At 63.4% G+C, this 24,665-nt stretch carries 2 protein-coding genes (1 of these 2 cut by a window edge); both read left to right on the top strand.

All coding sequences use genetic code 11. The features are described 5' to 3' along the window. Window positions 1-6,825: the 3' portion of an amino acid adenylation domain-containing protein gene (locus AC0ZWN_RS19165; protein WP_476336127.1), read on the top strand. It extends 6,192 nt beyond the left edge of the window; 6,825 of the gene's 13,017 nt are visible here — the last part of the coding sequence; its start codon lies off the left edge, out of view; the stop codon is at window positions 6,823-6,825. Next, window positions 6,822-24,665, top strand: coding sequence for a non-ribosomal peptide synthase/polyketide synthase (locus AC0ZWN_RS19160; protein WP_476336126.1), 17,844 nt, complete (start codon window positions 6,822-6,824; stop codon window positions 24,663-24,665). Before AC0ZWN_RS19165 ends, AC0ZWN_RS19160 begins: the two co-directional genes overlap by 4 nt.

Raw genomic sequence — 24,665 nt, 5'->3', positions numbered from 1 at the left:
GAGATCGGCGATTTGCACCAGCATCTGCAAGCACTCTTGCCGGACACGTTGGTGCCGGCGGCTTACGTGCGCTTGGACAGTCTGCCGCTCACGGCTCACGGCAAACTCGACCGCAAGGCCTTGCCCGAACCGGATCAGGACGCGTGGCTCAGCCGTGAATATGAAGCGCCACAAGGCCCGGTCGAAATGGCGCTGGCGCAGATCTGGGCCGACGTACTCAACATCGAACAGATCGGCCGTCACGACAATTTCTTCGAACTCGGCGGCCATTCGCTGTTGGCGGTGAGCCTGACCGAACGCATGCGTCAGGCCGGTCTGAGCGCCGATGTGCGCGTGCTGTTCAACCAGCCGAGTCTGGCCGCACTGGCGCGAGCCTTGGGCAGTGGCCGGGAAATCGCAGTGCCGGCCAATCTGATTGCGGCCGATTGCACGCACATCACCCCGGACATGCTGACCCTGACCACGCTGGATCAGGCCAGCATTGATCGTATCGTCGCGACGGTGCCGGGCGGTGCTGCGAATGTGCAGGATATCTATCCGCTGGCACCGTTGCAGGAAGGCATTCTTTATCACCACCTCAGTGCCGAACAGGGCGATCCGTACCTGCTGCAATCGCGTCTGGCCTTCGACAGCCTTGAACGTTTGCACAGCTTCGCTGAACACTTGCAGCAGGTCATCGCCCGTCACGACATTCTGCGCACCAGCGTGGTCTGGCAAGGCTTGCCGAGCCCGCAGCAAGTAGTCTGGCGGCAGGCGCAGATGGTCGTCCAGCAGGTGCTGCTGGATGCGCAGGACGGCGACATTCTCGAACAGCTGCACGCGCGTTTCGATGCCCGGCATTTCCGCCTCGACCTCAATCAAGCTCCGTTGATCCGCATGGTCTACGCCGAGGATCCGTTGAACCAGCAAGTCGTCGCCATCGTGCTGTTCCATCACTCGATTCTCGACCACACCGCCATGGACGTGATCGGCCGGGAAATGCACGCGTTGATGTTCGATCAGCTCGACACGCTGACGCCGCCGATGCCTTACCGCAATTACGTGGCGCAGGCACGCTTGGGCGCCGATGCGCAGGAACATGAAGCGTTCTTCCGCGAGATGCTCGGCGACATCGACGAGCCGACTTTGCCCTTCGGTCTGCAGGATGTTCAGGGCGACGGGCGTGGCATCGAAGAAGCGCTGCAAGCGGTCGATGCCACGCTCAATCTGCGCCTGCGTGAACAGGCCCGGCAGTTGGGCGTCAGCCCGGCGAGCCTGATGCACATGGCCTGGGCGCAAGTGTTGGGCGTCGTTTCCGGCCGTCGCGACGTGGTCTTCGGCACCGTGTTGATGGGGCGTATGCAGGGCGGTGAGGGCGCCGACCGCACGTTGGGGGTGTTTATCAACACCCTGCCGCTGCGGGTGGGTCTCGCTGAAAGCGTGCGCGCCGGGGTGAAAACCACCCACGCGCGGCTGACGGCGCTGCTCGCTCATGAACACGCGTCACTGGCGCTGGCTCAACGCTGCAGCGGCATGCCGGGTTCTGCGCCGCTGTTCAGCGCCTTGCTCAATTACCGGCACAGCGCCGCCGCACAACAGCCGCGCGACGGCCAGGGGATCTGGCAAGGCGTGCGCATGCTCGGTGGCGAGGAGCGCAGCAACTATCCGCTGACCCTGTCGGTGGATGATCTGGGCGACGGTTTTGCCTTGGACGTGCTGGCGCTCGCCGAGATCGGTGCGCAGCGGATCTGCAGTTACATGCACACCGCACTGGAGCAACTGGTGCAAGCGCTGGAGCAGCAGCCCCAGACGCCACTCAATCAGTTGCCGATTCTGTCGCTGCCGGAGCAGGCGCGACTGCTGGTCGATTTCAATCGGAGTGCCGTCGCGTTTCGCCGTGGCGCAACCCTTCATGCGCTGGTCGAGACTCAGGCGGCACAACGGGCGGAGGCGCTGGCGGTGGTGCAGGGCGGGCAAGCGTTGACCTATGGCCAGCTCAATCAACGCGCCAACCGCCTGGCTCACCATCTGCTCAGCCTTGGCGTGCAGCCTGACGACCGCATCGCCGTGTGCGTGCGGCGCAGCCCGCAGATGCTGGTGGCGCTGCTGGCGATCCTCAAGTCGGGCGCCGGTTATGTGCCGGTCGACCCGGCCTACCCGGCGGAACGCATTGCCTACTTGCTTGAGGACAGCGCGCCGTTGGCGGTTCTGGCCGAGGCTTCGACGCGTGATTTGCTCGGTGCTGCGTCTGTGATCGATTTCGATGGCAGTGACTGGGCGCATCTGCCGGACCGCAATCCGCAGGTGCCGACGCTGACCCCGGCGCATCTGGCCTACGTGATCTACACCTCGGGCTCCACCGGCCAGCCGAAAGGTGTGATGGTCGAACACGCGACGCTGGAAAACCTCGTGCACTGGCACAACGGCGCCTTTGACCTGCACGCGGGCAGCCACACATCGAGTGTCGCCGGGTTTGGTTTCGATGCCATGGCGTGGGAGGTCTGGCCAGCGCTGTGCATCGGCGCGACCGTGCATCTGCCACCGCAATCGGTGAGCAATGAGCACCTCGACGAGTTGCTGGCGTGGTGGCGCGCGCAGCCGTTGCAGGTGAGTTTCCTGCCCACGCCTGTCGCCGAATACGCCTTCAGTCGTGACCTCGGCCACCCGACCTTGCGCAAGCTGCTGATCGGTGGCGACAAATTGCGCCAGTTCCCGCGTCAGCAGACGTTCGCGGTGATCAATAACTACGGCCCGACCGAAGCTACGGTGGTTGCCACCTGCGGCGCGGTCGAGGCCAGGCAAGTGCTGCATATCGGTCGGCCGATGGCCAACGCGAAGATTTACTTGCTCGACGACCAGCAGCGTCCAGTCCCGGTCGGCGTTGCGGGAGAGTTGTATGTCGGCGGTGCCGGCGTGGCGCGCGGTTATCTGCATCGCCCCGAGCTGACTGCCGAACGCTTCCTCGACGATCCGTTCAGCGATGAACCGCAGGCGCGCATGTACCGCACCGGCGACCTCGCACGCTGGCTGGCTGACGGCAACGTCGAATACCTGGGGCGCAACGATGATCAGGTCAAACTGCGCGGCGTGCGCATCGAATTGGGCGAAATCGAAGCGGCGTTGAGCGCTCACGAGGCTGTGCAGGATTGCGTGGTGTTGGTGCGCGACGGCCAGTTGCTGGCGTGGTTTACCGAGCGCCTGAACGTCGAGATCGAAGATTTGCGCAGTCATTTGCAAGCGCAGTTGCCGCAAGCCCTGGTGCCTGCCGCTTACGTGCGCCTGCCAGCACTGCCGCTGACCGCCAACGGCAAACTCGACCGCAAGGCGTTGCCAGAACCGGATCAAATGGCGTGGCTGAGCCGCGAATATGCCGCGCCACAAGGTTCGGTGGAAATCGCCTTGGCGCAGATCTGGTCGGACGTCCTCAAGGTCGAACAGATCGGCCGTCACGACAACTTCTTCGAACTGGGCGGGCATTCATTACTGGCGGTGACGCTGATCGAGCGCATGCGTCAGGTCGATCTGAGCACCGACGTGCGTGTGCTGTTCAGCCAACCGACCCTGGCCGCGCTGGCGGCGGCGGTGGGCAGTGGCCGCGAGGTCGCCGTGCCGGACAATCTGATTCCTGCCGATTGCACGCACATCACTGCGGACATGCTGACGCTGGTGCAACTGGATCAGGCCAGTATCGAGCGCATCGTCGCCACGGTGCCGGGCGGCGCGGCCAATGTGCAGGATATTTATCCGCTGGCACCGTTGCAGGAAGGGATTCTGTATCACCACCTCAGTGCGGCTCAGGGCGATCCGTACCTGCTGCAATCGTGTCTGGCGTTCGACAGTATTGAACGGTTTCAAGGGTTCGCGGCGGCGTTGCGTCAGGTCATGACGCGCCACGACATCCTGCGCACATCGATTGTCTGGCAAGGCTTGGCGGCGCCGGTGCAAGTGGTCTGGCGCCGTGCGGAGTTGCCGGTCCAAGCGGTGGCGCTGGAACCCGCGCAGGGCGAAGCCATCGATCAACTACGTGCACGCTTCGATGCGCGGCACTGGCGTCTGGAACTTGATCAGGCACCGTTGCTGCGTTTGGTGTATGCCCTCGATCCGGACAATCAGCGTGTCGTCGCCATGCTGTTGTTCCATCACATTGCCATGGACCACACCGCGCTGGCGGTGGTCAGCGCAGAAATGCAGGCGATTTTGCAGGGCGATGAGCGACTGCCTGTATCCGCCGTGCCATACCGCAATTATGTCGCGCAAACCCGCCTCGGCGTCAGCGAACAAGAGCACGAAGCGTTCTTCCGCGAGATGCTCGGCGACATCGACGAGCCGACACTGCCGTTCGGTTTGCAGGATGTGCATGGCGACGGGAATGACATCGAGGAAGTCTGCCAGCCACTGCCTGCCGCGGTGGCGCAGCGTTTGCGCAGTCAGGCGCGCTTGCTCGGCGTCAGCGTCGCCAGTCTGTTTCATCTCGCCTGGGCGCAGGTGCTGGCGGCAACGTCGGCTCAGGAGCGCGTTGTCTTCGGCACGGTGCTGCTGGGTCGCATGCAGGGCGGCGCGGGCGCAGATCGCGGGCTGGGCATGTTCATCAACACTTTGCCATTGCGCGTGGATGTCGACGAAACCGCCGTGCGCGCCGGGGTCAAGGCCACGCATGCGCGGCTCAGTGCGCTGTTGGCACACGAACATGCTTCGCTGGCATTGGCCCAGCGTTGCAGCGGTGTCGCGGCGCCGTCACCACTGTTTAGCGCGATGCTCAATTACCGCCATAGCGACAGCGAAGCTCAGCAAACTACCAAGCGTGAGGCCTGGCAGGGCATCGAATCCCTGGCCGGCGAGGAACGCACCAACTACCCGTTGACCCTCAACGTCGACGATCTGGGCAGCGGTTTTGAACTGACGGTGATGACCCCTTCGCGCATCGGTGCGGCACGCCTCGGCCAGTACATGGAGAACGCGCTGACTGCGCTGATTGAAGCCTTGGAGCACACACCGCAGCAAGCGTTGAATCGCCTGACGGTGTTGCCGGACGAGGAGCGGCAGGCGTTGCTGTTCGGCCTCAATGCCACGGACGTCGATTACGATTTGCAGCAGACGCTGCACGGCTTGTTCGAAGCGCAGGTGCAGCGTACGCCGCAGGCTGTGGCCGTCGTTGCCGGCGAACAGGCATTGAGCTACACGCAGCTGAACGAACGCGCCAATCGCTTGGCCGGGCACTTGATCAGCCTTGGCGTGCAAGTGGATTCGCGGGTGGCGATCTGCGTCGAGCGCAGCCTGGAAATGGTCATCGGTCTGCTCGCCATCAACAAGGCCGGCGCTGGTTATGTGCCGCTCGATCCGGCCTATCCGCCGGAGCGCCTGGCCTACATGCTCAAGGACAGCGCGCCGGCCGTGGTGCTGGTGCACGGGGCTACCAGCGAGTTGCCGGGAGATATCACGGCGGCAATGGTCGATCTTGACCAGAACAGCTGGCAATCCTTGTCCGCTGAAAATCCGCAAATCCCGACGTTGACACCACAGCACAGCGCCTACGTGATCTACACCTCCGGCTCCACCGGCCAACCGAAAGGCGTGGTCAACGAACATGCCGGTGTGGTCAACCGCTTGCTGTGGATGCAGGACGCCTATCGCCTGACCGCTGCCGATTCGGTGCTGCAGAAAACCCCGTTCAGTTTCGACGTATCGGTGTGGGAGTTCTTCTGGCCGCTGATGACCGGCGCGCGCCTGGTCATGGCGCAGCCCGGCGGGCACAAGGATCCGCAGTACCTGAGCGAAGTGATCGAGCGCGAACACATCACCACGCTGCACTTTGTGCCGTCGATGCTCGATGTGTTCCTCGCCAACAGCGACACCACACGCTGCGACAGCTTGCGGCAGGTGATGTGCAGCGGTGAGGCGTTGCCGGGCAGTCTGGTGCGGCGTTTCAAACTTCAGTTAACGGGCAGCCAGTTGCATAACCTCTACGGGCCGACCGAAGCGGCCGTCGACGTCACCGCTTGGGATTGCGCCGGATCGATCGAGCAGACCCCGGACAACACGCCAATTGGCAAACCGATCGCCAATACCCGTATGTACATCCTCGATGCGCAACAGCAGCCCGTGCCGCAAGGCGTGATCGGCGAGCTGTACATCGCTGGCGTGCAGGTGGCGCGCGGTTATCTCAATCGGCCGCAACTGACGGCCGAACGCTTCCTCGAAGATCCGTTTCATCCGCATGGGCGCATGTACCGCACCGGCGACGTTGCACGGTATCGGCCGGACGGCAATATCGAGTACCTGGGGCGTAACGATGATCAGGTGAAGATCCGCGGTCTGCGTATTGAACTGGGCGAAATCCAGGCGCGCCTGGCCCAGATCAAAGGTGTGCAGGAAGCCGTGGTGGTGGCTCGCGAAGACGTGCCCGGCGACAAACGTCTGGTCGCGTATTACACCGGCGAACGGCTGGAAATCGACCTGCTGCGCAGTCAACTGCTCGAGCATTTGCCGGATTACATGGTGCCTACGGTGTTTGTGCATCTCGATAGTTTGCCGCTGAGCCCCAACGGCAAACTCGACCGCAAGGCCTTGCCGGCGCCGGATCAGCAATCGCTGAAAACCCGCGAATACGAAGCCCCGGTCGGCGACGTCGAAATCACCCTGGCACGGCTCTGGGCCGAGCTGCTTAACGTCGAACGGGTAGGGCGTCACGACCATTTCTTTGAACTGGGTGGTCACTCATTACTGGCGGTCAGTCTGATCGGCCGGTTACGTCAGGAAGGCATGGAAGCCGATGTCAGGGGGTTGTTCGAACAACCGACCCTGGCCGGCTACGCCGCAATTACGGAAAGAATGGAGATCGTCCTGTGAATGTGCTCGAACTGTTGGCAACCCTGAAGACAAAAGACATTCAGTTGGCGGTGACCGATGAGCAATTGCGCGTCAACGGCAACAAACAGGCGTTGAGCGATCCGGCGCTGCTGGCCGCGCTGCGCGAGCACAAACCGGCGCTGATCGAACTGATCAAGGCCGGCCAATACTCGGCCACCCGCGTCGGCCAGATTGACGTTCCGGCCAACGGCATTCTTCCCGGCACCACGCGCATCACGCCAGCGATGGTGACCCTGGCTGACGTGGATCAGGCGACCCTCGACCGCTTGCTCGCCGAGGTACCAGGCGGCGCCGCCAATGTGCAGGACATCTACCCACTGGCACCGTTGCAGGAAGGCATTCTCTATCACCACGCGAGCAACGAGCAGGGCGATCCCTACGTCATGCAATCGTACTTTGCGTTCAGCAGCCGCGAGCGTCTGCAGGACTTCGCTCAAGCCTTGCAAAAGGTCATCGATCGCCACGACATCTTGCGCACGGCGGTGCATTGGGAAGGGCTGGACGTGCCGCTGCAAGTGGTCTGGCGTCAGGCACCGTTGCCGATGGAAGAGATCGTGCTGGCAGACGGCGCAAGTGATGCGCTGCAGCAACTGCACGAGCGTTTCGATGCGCGGCATTTCCGTCTGGACGTCCGGTGCGCGCCGATGATGCGTCTGGCCTACGCGTGGGATGAGGGCGGTCAGCGCGTGGTCGCGACGTTGTTGTTCCATCACATGGCGCTGGACCACTCGGCGCTCGACGTGGTGCGTCACGAACTGCTCGCCTGCCTCACTGGCCAGGCTCAATCGCTCGGCCGGCCGGTGCCGTTTCGCAATTACGTGGCGCAGGCGCGGCTGGGCATCAGCGAAGCTGAGCACGAGGTTTTTTTCCGCGACATGCTCGCTGACATAGCCGAGCCGACGCTGCCCTGCGGTTTGCAGGATGTGCAGGGCGACGGCCTCGGTATCGCTGAGCTGAGCCTGCCGGTCAACCCGTTGCTCGGCCAGCGTCTGCGCGCACAGGCGCGGCAGCTCGGCGTGAGTGTCGCGAGCCTGTTTCATCTGGGCTGGGCGCAGGTACTGGCGGTGCTCACCGGCAAACAAAACGTAGTGTTCGGTACAGTGCTGATGGGCCGTATGCAAGGCGCCGAAGCCACCGAGCGGGCGCTGGGGATTTTCATCAACACCTTGCCGTTGCGGGTCGATGTCGATGCACAAGGCGTGCGTGCGGCGGTGGAGGCGACCCACAAACGCTTGACCACATTGATGCGCCACGAGCACGCGCCACTGGCACTCGCCCAGCGTTGCAGTGGCGTGGTCGCACCCACGCCGTTGTTCAGTGCCTTGCTCAATTACCGCCACAGCCACAACGCGGCGACGGCGAGTGCCGAGACCCTGGCGGCCTGGGAAGGCATCAGCACGATCAGCTCCGAAGAACGCACCAACTATCCGCTGACCCTGAGCGTCGACGATTTCGGCGATACCTTCAGCCTGACCTTGCTGGCCACCACCGAGGTCGATCCACAGCGCATCTGCGATTACTTGCACTGCGCCCTGGAAAGTCTGGTGCTGGCGCTGGAGCAGGCGCCGGACACCGCGCTCAACCAGTTGCCGATTCTGCCGGCGGCCGAGCGCGAACAGGTTTTGCTGGCGTTCAATGCCAGTCACGCCGATTTCCCCGCGACGTTGACCATTGCCCAGCGTTTCGAGGCCCAAGTGGCGCAGCGGCCAGAAGCTGTGGCAGCACAGTTCTTGGGTGAGCAACTGAGCTATGCCGAACTCAACCGGCATGCTAACGCCTTGGCTCATCATCTGATCGCACTGGGTGTGAAACCCGATGATCGCGTCGCCATCGTCGCCCGCCGTGGCCTCGATACGCTGGTCGGGCTGGTCGCCATTCTCAAGGCCGGTGCCGGTTATGTACCGGTCGACCCGGCGCACCCGGCCGAGCGTCTGCACTACTTGCTCAGCGACAGCGCCCCCGTTGCTGTGCTGACCCAAAATAATCTGCGGGAGCGCTTGCCGACGCTGGCGGTGCCGGTGATCGATCTTGACCCGCGCACCTGGCCGCTGAGCGAGACCCTTGATCCGCAGGTGCCGGGCCTGACCGCCGCGCATCTGGCCTACGTGATCTACACCTCCGGCTCCACCGGCCTGCCCAAAGGCGTGATGGTCGAACACCGCACCTTGTCGAATCTGGTCGACTGGCATTGCACCGCGTTTGATCTGTGCGCCGGTCGCCACACTTCAAGCCTTGCCGGGTTCGGTTTCGACGCCATGGCCTGGGAAGTCTGGCCGGCGCTGTGTGCCGGCGCGACCCTGCATCTGGCACCGACTCACGAGGGCACCGAGGACATCGATGCGTTGCTCGAGTGGTGGCGCGCGCAGCCACTGGACGTGAGTTTCCTGCCGACGCCCGTCGCCGAATACGCCTTCAGCCAGAACCTTGAACACCCGACGCTGCGCACACTGCTGATCGGTGGCGACCGCTTGCGCCAGTTCAGCCGCAACCAGCAATTTGACGTGATCAACAACTACGGCCCGACCGAAGCCACCGTGGTTGCGACCTCTGGACGCATCGAGGCAGGCGATGCCTTGCACATCGGCAAACAGGTGACTAATGCCACGGTGTATCTGCTCGATGAACAGCAGCGTCCGGTGCCGATTGGCGTCATGGGCGAGTTGTATGTTGGCGGTGCCGGGGTCGCTCGCGGCTATTTGAACCGTGCCGACCTGAGCGCCGAGCGCTTCCTCCACGACCCGTTCCACCCCTTGTCGAATGCGCGCATGTATCGCACCGGCGATCTCGCACGCTGGCGCGCGGACGGCACGATCGAGTACCTGGGGCGTAACGACGATCAGGTGAAAATCCGTGGCGTGCGTATCGAACTCGGGGAGATCGAAACCCGCCTCAATCAGTTGCCCGGCATTCAGGAAGCCGTACTGCTGGCGCGTGAAGATGAGCCCGGCCAGCCGCGACTGGTGGCGTATTTCACCGAGCAGAGCCAGGTCGAACCGTTGGCCGTGGCCGAGTTGCGCGCGCACCTGCTGACCCAGTTACCGGAGTACATGGTGCCGGTGGCCTTCGTCAGACTCGACGCGCTGCCGTTGACCGCCAATGGCAAGGTCGACCGCAAGGCCCTGCCGAAACCCGAGCGAGCGGCGCTGTTCACCCGCGAATACGAGGCGCCGCACAACGAACTGGAAAGCGCCTTGGCGCAGATCTGGGCGCAGGTGCTGCAAGTCGAGCGAGTCGGGCGTCAGGATCATTTTTTCGAACTCGGTGGTCATTCGCTGTTGGCCATGCGCATGGTGTCCCAGGTTCGCCAGCGTCTTGGTGTCGAGCTGGCGCTGGGCGATCTGTTCGCCAACGCCGAACTGGCAGCGGTTGCCGAGGCGGTGGCGCAAGCCGGGCGCAGCACGCAACCGGAGATTGTCGCGGTGGCTCGTGACGGCGCTTTGCCGCTGTCGTTCGCCCAGCAACGCTTGTGGTTTCTCGCACAAATGGAAGGCGCCAACACCGCGTACAACATTCCCATCGGCCTGCGCCTGCGTGGGCAACTGAATGAGCATGCGCTGCAACAAGCCTTGGCGCGTATCGTTGCGCGTCACGAAACCCTGCGCAGCCGTTTCGCCCAGTTCAACGACCAGGCGCAAGTGCTGATCGCGCCGGTCGACAGCGGTCTGCTGCTGCGCGTTGAAGACCTGCGCCAGCACCCGCAAGCCGACCAGACCTTGGCGGCGCTGATTCAGGGCGAGGCCTCGGGGCCGTTTGACTTACAAGACGATGCGCTGATTCGCGGACGCCTGGTGCGGCTGGCCGACGATCATCATGTGCTGCTGCTGACCCTGCACCACATCATCTCCGATGGCTGGTCGATGGGGGTTCTGACCCGTGAACTGATGGCGCTTTATCAGGCGTTCAGCCACGGTCAACCAGATCCACTGCCGCCGCTGGCGCTGCAATACACCGACTACGCAGTGTGGCAGCGGCGCTGGCTCAGTGGTGAGGTGTTGCAGCGCCAGAGTGAGTACTGGCAACAGACCCTGGCGGGCGCTCCGGCACTGTTGACGCTGCCGACTGATCGCGTGCGCCCGGCGCAGCAGGATTACGCCGGCAACACCGTCGAGGTGGTGCTCGACGAACGCCTGAGTGCCGGACTCAAGGCTTTGGCCCAGCGTCACGGCGTGACGATGTACATGCTCATGCTCGGCGCATGGGCGAGCCTGTTGAGTCGGTTGTCCGGGCAATCGGAAGTGGTCGTCGGTTCGCCCGTGGCCAACCGCAGTCGGGCCGAGATCGAAGGCCTGATCGGCATGTTCGTCAACACCCTGGCGCTGCGTATCGATACTTCGGGCGAGTTGAGCACCGAGGCGCTGTTGGCGCGGGTCAAGGCGCGGACGCTGGAGGCGCAGGCGCATCAGGACCTGCCGTTCGAACAAGTGGTGGAAATCACCAAGCCTGCGCGCAGCATGGCGCACAGCCCGTTGTTTCAAGCGATGTTCAGTTGGGACAGTGGCCACGGTGCCAGCCTGAGTCTCGGCGAGCTGACGCTGGAAAGCGTTGCCGAACCGAGCCACTTTGCCAAATTCGATCTGTCACTGACGCTGGCAGACGCGCCGGACGGCATTCGCGGTGTGCTGGAGTACGCCGTTGCCTTGTTCGATGAGTCGACTATTCAACGTTACGTCGGCTACTTCCAGCGCCTGTTGCAGGCCATGGTCAGCAACGATCAAGCGGTGTTGGAGCAGGTGACGTTGTTGGCGGACGATGAGCGTCAGCATTTGCTGGTTGATCTGAACGCCACCGCTGTCACCCACGATCTTGAGCAGACTGTTCATGCTCGCTTCGAGACGCAGGTGTTGCGCACGCCAGACGCGGATGCCGTGGTGGCCGGTGAATTGCGTTTGAGTTACGCCGAGTTGAACCATCGCGCCAACCAGCTCGCCCATCACCTGCGCCAGTGCGGCGTGGGCCGCGATTCGCGGGTGGCGATCTGCGTCGAGCGCGGGCCGCAATTGCTGGTTGGTCTGTTGGCGATTCTCAAGGCCGGCGGCGCTTATGTGCCGCTGGACCCGGGGTATCCTGCTGAGCGTCTGGCCTACATGCTTGAGGACAGCGCACCAGTGGCGGTGCTGGTGCATGCGCCGACGCGTGCGCTGATCGGCGAGTGGGCCGGTGTGTTGGTCGATTTCGACCATTGCACCTGGCAAGACCTTGCGCAAAGTAATCCGCAGGTGCCAGGCCTGAGCGCCGCGAACCTGGCCTACGTGATTTACACCTCCGGCTCCACCGGCACGCCGAAGGGCGTGATGGTCGAGCACCGCAACCTGGGCAATCTGCTGCACTGGAGCGCCAGCCTGTGTCCGCTTTCTACCGGTGCCGCGCTGTTGCAGAAAACCCCGCTGAGTTTCGACGCCTCGGTATGGGAGCTGTTCTGGCCGTTGAGCTGCGGCATGCGTCTGATCCTCGCGGGCCCGGACGACCACCGCGATCCAGCCGCGCTGGTGCAACTGATTCGTGAGCAACAGGTCAACGTCGTTCAGTTTGTACCGGCGCTGTTGCAGCAATTCCTTGAAGTGGCAGAGGTGGGCGAGTGTAGCAGCCTTACTGATGTGTTCTGTGGTGGCGGTGCGCTGACGGCCGCGTTGGTGTGCAGCGTGCGCGAACATCTGCCGCAGGTACGCCTGCACAACGTTTATGGCCCGACCGAAGCCACCGTCGACAGCACCGTATGGACGTTGGAGGCGAATTCGCCGGTACCGCAAGGCGCGCCACCGATTGGCAAACCGCTGTGCAACACCCGCGTGTACATCCTTGATGCTCACCAACAACCGACGCCATTGGGTGTGGTCGGCGAGATGTATCTGGGCGGCGTGCAGGTGGCGCGGGGTTATCTGAATCGGCCTGAGCTGACCGCCGAACGTTTCCTCGACGATCCGTTCAGTGATCAGCCCGGCGCACGTTTGTACCGCACGGGTGACGTCGCACGGTATCTGGCCGATGGCAATATCGAGTACCTGGGGCGTAATGACGATCAGGTCAAAATCCGTGGTTTACGCATCGAACTGGGCGAGATTCAGGCGCATCTGGCGCAAGTCGACGGTGTCCGCGAAGCGGCCGTGCTGGCCCGTGAAGACGTGCCGGGCGATCAGCGTCTGGTCGCGTACTACAGCGGCGAACTCGTCGAAACAGATCAGCTACGCAGCCAATTGCTCAAGCATCTGCCGGCCTACATGGTGCCTGCCGTGTTTGTGAATCTGCCGGCGTTGCCACTGAGCCCCAACGGCAAACTGGATCGCCAGGCCTTGCCGGCTCCCGACCAGACTGCGCTGCTGAGCCGGGAATACGAAGCTCCGATCGGTGAAGTCGAAACCGTGATTGCCGGGATTTGGGCCGAGTTGCTGAAGGTCGAGCGGGTAGGGCGCTTCGATCATTTCTTCGAACTGGGCGGCCACTCGTTGCTGGCAGTCAATCTGGTTGCGCGCATGCGTCGGGCCGGCCTGTCGGCGGATATTCGTGTGCTCTTTGGCCAGCCGACATTGGCCGCGCTCGCTGCGGCTGTGGGCGGCGAACCTGATGCGGCGGTGCCGGTAAACCTCATTGCGGCCGATTGCCCGCGCATCACCCCCGAATTGTTGCCGCTGGTAGCGCTGGACCAAGCGACGATCGACCGTATTGTTGCGAGCGTCCCCGGCGGTGTACGCAATGTTCAGGACATCTACCCGCTGGCACCTTTGCAAACCGGCATCCTGTTCCATCATCTGTCGGCCGCGCAGGGCGATCCATATGTGCTGCAGGCGCAGTTTGCCTTCGCCGATGAACAGCGTTTGCAAGTGTTCACTGATGCCCTGCAACGGGTAATCGAACGCCATGACATTCTGCGCACGTCGCTGTTCTGGGAGGGGCTGGAAGAGCCGGTGCAAGTGGTCTGGCGTGAGGCTTCGCTGGGCTGCGAGGCCTTGTCGCTAGACGCCGAAGCGGGCGATGCGCTGAGCCAGTTGCGCAGACGCTTCACCATCGATAACTACCGCATGCCCGTCACCGAGGCGCCGCTGATGCGCGTGGTGCACGGCCGCGATGAGGCCAATCAACGCGTGGTGGCGTTGCTGCTGTTCCATCACCTGGTGATGGATCACGTGGCGCTGGAGGTGTTGCAGCACGAGATGCAGGCGTTTCTGCTGGGCAACGACGGGCCGCTGAGCGAACCGGTGCCGTACCGCAATTACGTGGCGCACACCCGTTCCGGCCTGACCGCGCAAGCGCACGCCAGTTTCTTCGGCGAGATGCTCGGCGCTGTTGATGAGCCGACCTTGCCTTACGGACAGAATCTGGCCAGTGACGGCCCTGCACAAGAGACGCAACTGGACCTGGAAAACGCGCTGAGCCACAGCATCCGTCAGCAGGCCAGGCGTTTGGGGGTCAGCGCCGCCAGCCTGATGCACCTCGCCTGGGCGCAGGTGCTGGGGCAATTGTCCGGACGCGACGCTGTGGTGTTTGGCACGGTGTTGCTCGGGCGATTGCAGGGCGGTGAAGGATCGGAGCGCGCACTCGGTGTGTTCATCAATACCTTACCGCTGTGCATCGAACTGAATGCGCACAGCGTTAAAGGTGCGGCACTGGCGACCCACGAACGCCTGAGTCAGTTGCTCGCTCATGAGCACGCGCAACTGGCGCAGGTGCAACAGTACAGCGCGATGCCGGCGGGCACACCGTTGTTCAGCACGCTGCTCAACTATCGTCACAGCGTGCCGGTCGGGCCGATATCCGCTGAGGTGCAAGCGGCGTGGCACGGCATGCAATTGCTCGCTGCCGAGGAACACACCAACTATCGCCTGACTCTCAGCGTTGATGATCTCGGTGAAGACTTCCGCCTGAAGGTATTGGCCGGGGCCGGCATTGATGCGCAGCGTATCTGCGGGTACATGCAGGGAGCGTTGATGACGTTGCTGGAGGCACTGGAGCACACGCCGCACGTGGGCTTTGACCGGTTGTCGATCCTGCCGGCAGCTGAGCGCGAACAGTTGCTGGTGGATTTCAATGCGACCGAGGCTGACTACCCGCGTGGGCTGACGATTGCCCGGCGCTTCGAGTCGCAGGTCACCGAGCGTCCGCAGGCTATTGCAGCGGTGTTTGCCGGACAGCCACTGACTTACTTGCAGCTCAATCGCCAGGCCAATGCCTTGGCGCATCACTTGATCGCCATCGGGGTGAAAGCCGATGACCGCGTGGCCATCGTCGCCCGCCGGGGTCTGGATACATTGGTCGGGCTGGTCGCCATCCTCAAGGCCGGCGCCGGCTATGTGCCGATCGATCCGGCGCATCCCGTCGAGCGGATCAGTTATTTGCTGAGCGACAGCGCACCGGTCGCGGTGCTCACTCAAAGCGATCTGCACGAGAGACTGCCACAACCGGACGTGCCAGTGATTGATGTCGATCTGTGCGCATGGCCGGCGCAGGCGCAGCACAACCCTGCGGTGCCGGGCCTGAGCGCTGCGCATCTGGCGTACGTGATCTACACCTCGGGTTCGACCGGTCTGCCCAAAGGCGTCATGGTCGAACATCAGACGTTGTCCAATCTGGTCGACTGGCACTGTGAAGCGTTCGATTTACGCGCCGGCAGCCACACCTCAAGCCTTGCCGGATTCGGTTTCGATGCGATGGCGTGGGAAGTCTGGCCGGCCCTGTGCGCGGGCGCGACCCTGCACCTGGCCCCAACCCATGACGGCGCTGAAGACATCGATGGGTTGCTCGACTGGTGGCGTGTGCAGCCGCTGGACGTGAGCTTTTTGCCAACACCGGTCGCCGAATATGCGTTCAGCCAGAACCTCGATCATCCGACCTTGCGCATCTTGCTGATCGGTGGCGATCGCTTGCGCCAGTTCAGCCGTCAGCAGCGCTTCGCCGTGATCAACAACTACGGCCCGACCGAGGCCACCGTGGTCGCGACTTCCGGGCGTATCGACGTTGGCGCGGCGTTGCACATCGGCAAACCGGTGGCGAATGCGGCGGTTTATTTGCTCGACGAGCAGCAACGGCCAGTGCCTATGGGCGTCATGGGCGAGTTGTACGTCGGTGGCGCGGGCGTGGCCCGGGGTTATCTGAACCGCGCCGATCTGACCGCTGAGCGCTTTCTGCACGACCCGTTCAGCCCCTTGCCGAATGCGCGCATGTACCGCACCGGTGACCTTGCCCGTTGGCGCGAAGACGGCTCGCTCGACTACCTGGGGCGTAACGACGACCAGGTGAAAATCCGTGGCATGCGCATTGAATTGGGCGAAATCGAGACTCGCCTCAATCAGCTCCCTGGTATCAACGAAGCGGTGTTGCTGGCCCGCGAGGACCAACCCGGCCAGCCGCGACTGGTGGCCTATTTCACCGAACAGGCGGGGGCCGAGCCACTGGCAGTGGGCGAGTTGCGCGAGCATCTGCTGACGCAGTTGCCGGACTACATGGTGCCGGCAGCGTTTGTCCGGCTCGAGGCTTTGCCGCTGACCGCCAATGGCAAGGTCGACCGCAAGGCATTGCCGAAACCGGACCTGGCCGCGCTGCCGACCCGCGAATACGAGGCTCCGCAAGGCGAGCTGGAAACCGCGCTGGCGCAGATCTGGACCGAAGTGCTGCAAGTCGGGCAGGTCGGCCGTCACGACCACTTCTTCGAACTGGGCGGTCATTCGCTGTTGGCGATGCGCATGGTCTCGCTGATCCGTCAGCGCCTCGGCATCGAACTGGCGCTGAGTGATCTGTTTGCCGATGCGCAATTGAGCGCAATCGCTGCAGTATTGAACCGCGCCGGGCGCAGCGCGTTACCGGAGATCTTGCCGGCACCGCGTGATCAGGCGCTGCCGATGTCCTTCGCCCAACAGCGCCTGTGGTTTCTCGCGCAAATGGCGGGTGGCAACTCGGCGTACAACATTCCTCTCGGCTTGCGCCTGCGCGGTCACCTCGACGTCGATGCCCTGCAATCGGCGCTGGCGCGGATCGTCGCCCGCCACGAAACCCTGCGCAGCCGTTTCATCCGCCTCGACGACAGCGCGCAGGTGTCGATTGCCCCGGTCGATAACGGTTGGCTGCTGCGTGTAGAAGATCTGCGCCAACAGCCGCAGGCCGAGCACACCTTGCAAATATTGCTGGCGCAGGAAGCCTCGACAACGTTTGATTTGCAGAACGATTCGTTGATTCGTGGACGGTTGGTGCGTCTGGCTGACGATCATCATGTGCTGCTGTTGACCGTGCATCACATCGTTGCCGACGGCTGGTCGATGGGTGTGCTGACCGGCGAGTTGATGGCGTTGTATCAGGCGTTCAGCCAGGGACAGCCTGACCCGTTGCCAGTCCTGACGTTGCAATACGGCGACTATGCCGTGTGGCAACGGCGTTGGCTCAGCGGTGAAGTGCTGCAGCAGCAAAGCCAATATTGGCAGCAGACCCTCGACGGTGCGCCGGCCTTGTTGACGCTGCCCACCGATCGCCCGCGACCGGCGCAGCAGGATTACACCGGCGGCAACGTCGAAGTGTTGCTGGACGAGCGCCTGAGTACTGGCCTCAAAGCGTTGAGCCAGCGTCATGGCGCGACCCTGTTCATGACCCTGATGAGTGCCTGGGCGTTGCTGATGAGTCGGCTGTCCGGGCAATCCGATGTGGTGATCGGCGCGCCGGTGGCCAACCGCAGCCGCGCCGAAATCGAAGGCCTGATCGGCATGTTCGTCAATACGCTCGCCGTGCGCATCGACACCTCAGGCGCGCCGAGCGTCGAAGCGCTGCTGGCACAGGTCAAGGCGCGGACACTGGAAGCGCAGGCGCATCAGGATCTGCCGTTCGAGCAAGTGGTGGAAATCGTCCGCCCGGTGCGCAGCCTGGCGCACAGCCCGTTGTTCCAGACCACGTTAAGCTGGGACGGCAGCGTTGGCCCGCAACTGGCCTTGGCCGAGCTGACGCTGGAGGGTGTTGCCGGGACCGGCGATGTCGCCAAGTTTGACCTGACGCTGACACTGGGCGAGGTCAACGGAGTGCTGCGCGGCACGCTGAACTACGCCACGGCGCTGTTCGATGCGCTGACGATCAAGCGGTACATCGGCTACTTCGAACGTCTGCTCGAGGCGATGGTTGCCGATGATCAAACGGTGCTGGAACGTGTACCATTGCTGGCAAACGATGAGCGCCAGCGCTTGCTGTACGACTTCAACGCCACGGCGCGTGGCTACCCGCAAACACTGACCGTACACGGGGTTTTCCAACAGCAGGCAGCCGCGCATCCCAAAGCTGTGGCGGCCGTGCATGGCGCGCAATCGCTGAGCTACTTTGAACTGAACGCCCAAGCCAACCGCCTGGCCCATCACCTGATCGCGCACGGCGTGCAGCCGGGCGATCACGTGGCGATCCTGCTGCCACGCTCGCTGGAGCTGCTGGTCGCGCAACTGGCCATTGCCAAATGCGCGGCCGCTTATGTGCCGCTGGACATCAATGCACCGAGCGAGCGCCAGGCGTTCATGGTCGAGGATTGCCGCGCGGTGGCGTTGTTGACCTTGAGCGGCGAAGTCATCGACTACGCCGCGCCGCGTATCGACCTCGACAGGCTGACCCTCAACGGCCAGCCGACGCACAACCCGAACCTGCTGCAGTCGTCCGAGTCGCTGGCGTACATCATGTACACCTCAGGTTCCACCGGCACGCCGAAAGGGGTGATGGTGCCGCACCGGGGCATCGGCCGCTTGGTGCTCAACAACGGTTACGCCGATTTCAATGCGCAGGATCGTGTGGTCTTCGCCTCGAACCCGGCGTTCGATGCGAGCACCATGGACATCTGGGGGCCACTGCTCAATGGCGGTCGCGTGGTGATCATCGACCATCAAACCTTGCTCGATCCGCATGCTTTCGGCCGTGAACTGAGCAGCAGTGGCGCAACGATCCTGTTCGTCACCACCGCGCTGTTCAATCAATACGTGCAACTGATTCCGCAGGCGCTCAAGGGCCTGCGGATTCTGCTGTGCGGCGGTGAGCGTGGCGATCCGGCGGCGTTTCGTCGAATGTTGGCCGAGGCGCCAACACTGCGCATCGTGCATTGCTACGGCCCGACTGAAACCACCACCTACGCCACAACCTTTGAAGTGCGCGAAGTGGCAGAAAACGCCGAGAGCGTGCCGATTGGCGGGCCGATCGCTAACACGCAGGTTTACGTGCTTGATGCGTATCAGCAGCCTGTGCCGATGGGCGTCACCGGCGAGCTGTATATCGGTGGGCAGGGCGTGGCGCTGGGGTATCTGAACCGGGCGGATCTGACTGCCGAGAAATTCCTCTGCGATCCGTTCAGCGAGATGCCGGGCGCGTTGCTCTATCGCACCGGCGACCTCGCGCGCTGGCTGGCACCGGGGCAACTCGATTGCATCGGGCGTAACGACGATCAGGTGAAGATTCGCGGTTTCCGCATCGAACTGGGAGAAATCGAAAACCGCCTGCTGAATTGCCTGGGGATCAAGGAAGCGGTGGTGCTGGCGCGCCGCGACGGACAGGATTCCCCGCGTCTGGTGGCGTACTACACGGCGCACGATGAACACTTGGATAGCGCTGAGCTGCACGCGCAAATGCACGCGCGACTGCCGGAATACATGGTGCCCACCGCGTGGGTGCAACTCGATGTATTGCCGTTGAACAACAACGGCAAGGTTGATCGCAAGGCGCTGCCGGCACCGACGCAGGAGGCACTGCTCAGTCGGGCCTACGAGGCACCGGCCAATCCTCTGGAAGCAAGCCTGGCGCAGGTCTGGGCCGAGGTGTTGCAGGTCGGGCAGGTCGGTCGCTATGACAACTTCTTCGAGCTCGGCGGCCATTCATTGCTGGCCATGCGCATGCTCTCTCAGGTGCGCCAGCAATTGGGCGTGGAGCTGGCGCTGGCCGATCTGTTTGCCAACCCGGAACTGGCGGCGGTCGCCGAAGTGTTGAGTCAGGCCGAACGCAGCAGCTTGCCGCCGATTCTGCCGGCGCCGCGCGATCAGGCACTGCCGTTGTCGTTCGCCCAGCAACGCTTGTGGTTCCTCGCGAAAATGGATGGCGGCAACACCGCCTACAACATTCCTCTGGGCTTGCACCTGCGTGGCCGACTCGACGCCGTGGCACTGCAACGGGCATTGGCGCGAATCGTCGCTCGTCACGAAACCCTGCGTAGTCGGTTCACCCAACTGAACGACGAAGCACAGGTGCTGATTGCCCCGGTCGACAGTGGTCTGCCGCTGATTGTGGAAGACTGGCGACAACAGCCGCAGACCGAGGAGGCCTTGCGCACATTGCTCGATACGGAAGCGCGCGGGCCGTTCAACTTGCAGGACGATCCGTTGATTCGCGGTCGGCTGGTGCGTCTGGCTGATGAGCACCATGTGCTGTTGCTGACGATGCACCACATCATCTCCGACGGTTGGTCGATGGGCGTGCTGACCCATGAATTGATGGCGCTGTATCAGGCGTTCAGCCGTGGCGAGGACGATCCGCTGCCACCGCTGGCCTTGCAATACACCGACTACGCGGTATGGCAACGGCGCTGGTTGAGCGGTGAGGTGTTGCAGCGCCAGAGTGATTACTGGCAGCAGACCCTGGCCGGCGCCCCGGCATTGTTGAGCCTGCCGACTGACCGACCACGGCCGGCGCAACAGGATCACCGCGGCGGCAGTGTCGAGATCGTACTGGACGCGCAGGCCAGCGCCGGTCTCAAGGCGTTGTGTCAGCGCCACAGCGTGACGCCGTACATGGTAATCATGAGCGCCTGGGCGATGCTGCTTACGCGTCTGTCCGGGCAGTCCGATGTGGTCATCGGCTCGCCCGTCGCCAACCGTACCCGCGCCGAAATCGAAGGGTTGATCGGCATGTTCGTCAACACCCTGGCGCTGCGCATCGATACCTCGGGTGATCTGACGGGGGCAGCGCTGCTGGCGCGGGTCAAAGCGCAGACGCTGGCCGCGCAGGCGCATCAGGATCTGCCGTTCGAACACGTGGTGGAAGTCACCCGACCGCTGCGCAGCCTTTCCCACACACCGTTGTTCCAGACTTTGCTGAGCTGGGACAGCAGCGTGGCGCCAGCCCTGGCACTCGACGAGCTGACGCTGGAAGGCCTGGCCGGGGAAAATCACTTTGTGAAGTTCGACCTGTCGCTGAGTCTGGGCGAAAGCCAGCACGGGGTGCGTGGCTCGCTGCGCTACGCCACCGCGCTGTTCGATGAGTCGACCGTGCAGCGTTTTGTCGGTTACTTCCAGCGCTTGCTGGCGGCGCTGGTCAGTGATGATCAGGCGGTGTTGGCGCAAGTCGAGTTGCTTGCGGCGGATGAGCAGCAACGCCTGCTCGGCGACTTCAACGCGACGGCGCTTGATTGCCCGGTCGAGCAACCGGTGCAGAGCCTGTTTGAAGCACAGGTGCGGCGTCAGCCGGACGCCATCGCCGTGCAGTCGGGCGAACACAGCCTGACCTATCGCGAGCTGAATGCCCGTGCCAACCGCCTCGCGCATCACCTGCGTGAGCAAGGCGTCGGGCCGGATGCGCGGGTGGCGCTGTGCGTCGAGCGTGGGCTTGATCTGGTGGTGGGGCTGCTCGGCATTCTCAAGGCCGGTGGCGCGTACGTGCCGCTGGATCCGGCTTATCCGGCGGAGCGCCTGGACTTTATGCTCAGGGATTGCGCGCCGGTGGCGGTGCTGGTGCAGACGGCCACGCGATCGCTGTTTGCCGAAGCCGGGGCAGTGCTGATCGACTTTGACCAATGCACCTGGCACGACCAGTCAGAATACGATCCGCAAGTGCCAGGCCTGAGTCCTTCGAATCTGGCGTACATGATCTACACCTCAGGTTCGACTGGCACACCCAAAGGCGTGATGCTCGAACATCGTGGCTTGTGCAATCTGGTGCATTGGGGCTCGCAGATTTGCCCGCCAGCTCCAGAGGGCGCGTTGTTGCAGAAAGCCCCATTCAGTTTCGATGGTTCGGTGTGGGAATTCTTCTGGCCACTGACGGCCGGTGTGCGTCTGGTGCTGGCACGGCCGGGCGGCCATCGGGAACCGGCGTACCTGGCGCAAGTGATTCGTCAACAGCGGGTTACGGTGGTCAAGTTCGTGCCGGCGCTGTTGCAGCAATTTCTCGAGCTGCAAGACGTCAGTGAATGCACCAGCCTCACCGATGTGTTCTGCGGTGGCGGCGAACTCACGGCGGCCCTGGCCCGCGAAGTGCGCCAGCAACTGCCGTGGGTGCGCCTGCATAACGTGTATGGCCCGACCGAAGCCACGGTCGACAGCACCGCGTGGACACTGGAACCGCACATGCCCGTGCCATCCACCGAATTGCCGATTGGCAAGGCGATCTGTAACACCCGTTTGTACGTGCTCGATGCGCATGACCAAGCGGTACCGCTCGGTGTTATTGGCCAGTTGCACATCGGCGGCATCGGCGTGGCGCGAGGGTATATGGGACTGCCACAGATGCAGGCCGAGCGCTTTATCGACAGTCCGTTTGTGCCCGGGGACCGCTTGTACCGCACCGGCGATCTGGTGCGTTACCGCGCGGACGGTAACCTCGAATTCCTCGGGCGCAATGACTTCCAGGTCAAGCTGCACGGCTTGCGCCTGGAACTCGGTGAAATCGAAGCGCGGTTGATCCAGCACCCGGGTGTGCGCGAGGTGGTCGTGCTGATGCGCGACGAGCGTCTGGTCGCGTATTTCACAGTGCGCGAGGGCAGCGCTGCTCCGGCTATCGACATGCTGCGCGCGTTCATTCTTGAACAGTTACCCGAGTACATGGTGCCGGGTGCGTTTGTTGCGCTCGACGTCCTGCCCTTGAGTCCCAACGGCAAGATCGACCGTCAGGCGTTGCCGGCGCCGGGCCTCGACGCGGTACTCAGCCGACATTACGAAGCACCTGAAGGCGAGGTCGAAACCGTGTTGGCGCGGGTCTGGGCTGAGGTGCTGAATGTCGAACAGGTCGGACGCCACGACAACTTCTTCGAATTGGGCGGGCATTCGCTGCTGGCGATTCGTCTGGTCAACCTGCTGCAACGTGCGGGGCAACAGGTGACACTGGCGGAGCTGTTCCAGCGTCCGAGTGTCGAGTCGCTGGCCGCATTGCTCGGTCAACGCCATGCCGCGCCCGAACAGCCGGAAGGACTGGTTGTGGTGCGGCCGGGCGCGGGCGGCGATGCGCTGTTCCTGATCCATGAGTTCAGTGGCAGGGAGGTGTATTTCCCGGCATTGGCGATGCACATCGAGGGGCAGTTTGCGATTTACGGTTTGCCCGGTGTGCCGTTGGGGCAGCCGCAGCTGCGCACGCTTGAGTGCATGGCCACGCGGATGGTCGGGATTATCCGGGCGGTACAACCGCATGGGCCGTATCGTCTGGCCGGGTGGTCGTTTGGTGGCTTGCTGGCGTATGAAATCGCTCAGCAGTTGCTGGGTCTCGATGAGGCGGTGGCGTTTGTCGGCCTGCTCGATACCTACGCGCCGCATCCGGCCAGTCAGGATAAAACCCGCTGGAGCGGCGCGCATCGCGACAAGCATCAGTTGCTGGAGCACTGCCGCGCGCGTTCGCAGATGCGCGGTGCAGAAGGGCTGCCGGCGTCGGCTGAGGTCGAGCGGCTGGAGGCTGAAGTCGAACGCATTGCGTTCGATGAGCTGTTCCAGCGCTGCTGCGAACAGCAATTGCCTGACCCGGAACTGGCCGCACTGAGTGCAGCGGATGCCTGGAGTTACTTTGATCGTGAGGCCGCTCATGGCCTGGCGCTGGCGCATTACCGGGTCAGCCCGGCCAGTCAGCCGGTGCACTTGTTCCGCGCTCAGGCACTGATGCCGGGGCAGGCGAAGCCGAGTCCGACCCGCGGTTGGGAAAACAAGATCAGTACAGGTTTGCTGCGCTGCATCGATGTCCCGGGTGATCACCGCAGCATGATGAAAGCTCCGGATATTCAGGCGCTCGGTCAGGCCTTGAGTCAGGCTATGGCCGCTGCGCTGGTTCCGGAGCCAGAGACCTATCAGCCGCTGTTGACCATTCAGAGCGGGCACGCCGGGCATGCGCCGATCTTCTGCGTGCCGGGGGCGGGCGACAGTGTCACCGGGTTCATTCACCTGACCGAGGCCTTGGGCCCGGAGTGGCCGATCATCGGCCTGCAACCGCGCGGGCTCGATGGCAACGGCGTGCCGCACAGCCAGGTTGAAGCGGCAGCGAAGTGCTATCTGCAAGCGGTCGAGCAGTTGTATCCGCAAGGTGCGGTGCACCTGATCGGCCATTCCTTCGGCGGCTGGGTCGCGCATGCCATGGCCGCGCAGTTGCAGGCGGCGGGGCGTGAGGTGGCGTCATTGACCCTGATCGACAGCGAGTCTCCCGGCGGCAACGGTACGGCGGGCAAACCGTACACCACGACTGCCGCGCTGGAACGCTTGATCGAGACGCTGCAACTGTCCAGCGGCAAGTCGTTGGGCATCGACCCGCTGGCGTTCGCCGAGGCTGACGACACCACGCAAATGCGCCTGTTGCACGAGGGCATGGTGCGCGCCGGTGTGTTGTCTGCGCGTTCGTCAGCGCAGGCCATGCACGGCCCGGTCCGCACCTTCGCCACAGCCTTGCGCACGGCCTATCAACCGCAGTTGGCCTACACCGGGCCGGTGCGGCTGGCGCTGGTCGATGACCCGACGCTGGATGCGTGGGGCAATCAGCGCGAGCAAGCGGCGATGGTCGAAGGCTGGCAACGCCAGGTGACGGATCTGGCGGTGTGGTACGGGCCGGGCAACCACTTCACGATTCTCAAGGCGCCCAATGTTTTCAGTCTCGCGGCGTGGTGGCATGACGGCCTGAAAGTGCCGGCCGGCCAAGTGGTTTCCTGA

The organism is Pseudomonas sp. 3B-A001-10F (assembly GCF_056313565.1).
The sequence above is the reverse complement of the archived record's forward strand: the minus strand, read 5'-3'. Positions and strand labels throughout refer to the sequence as shown.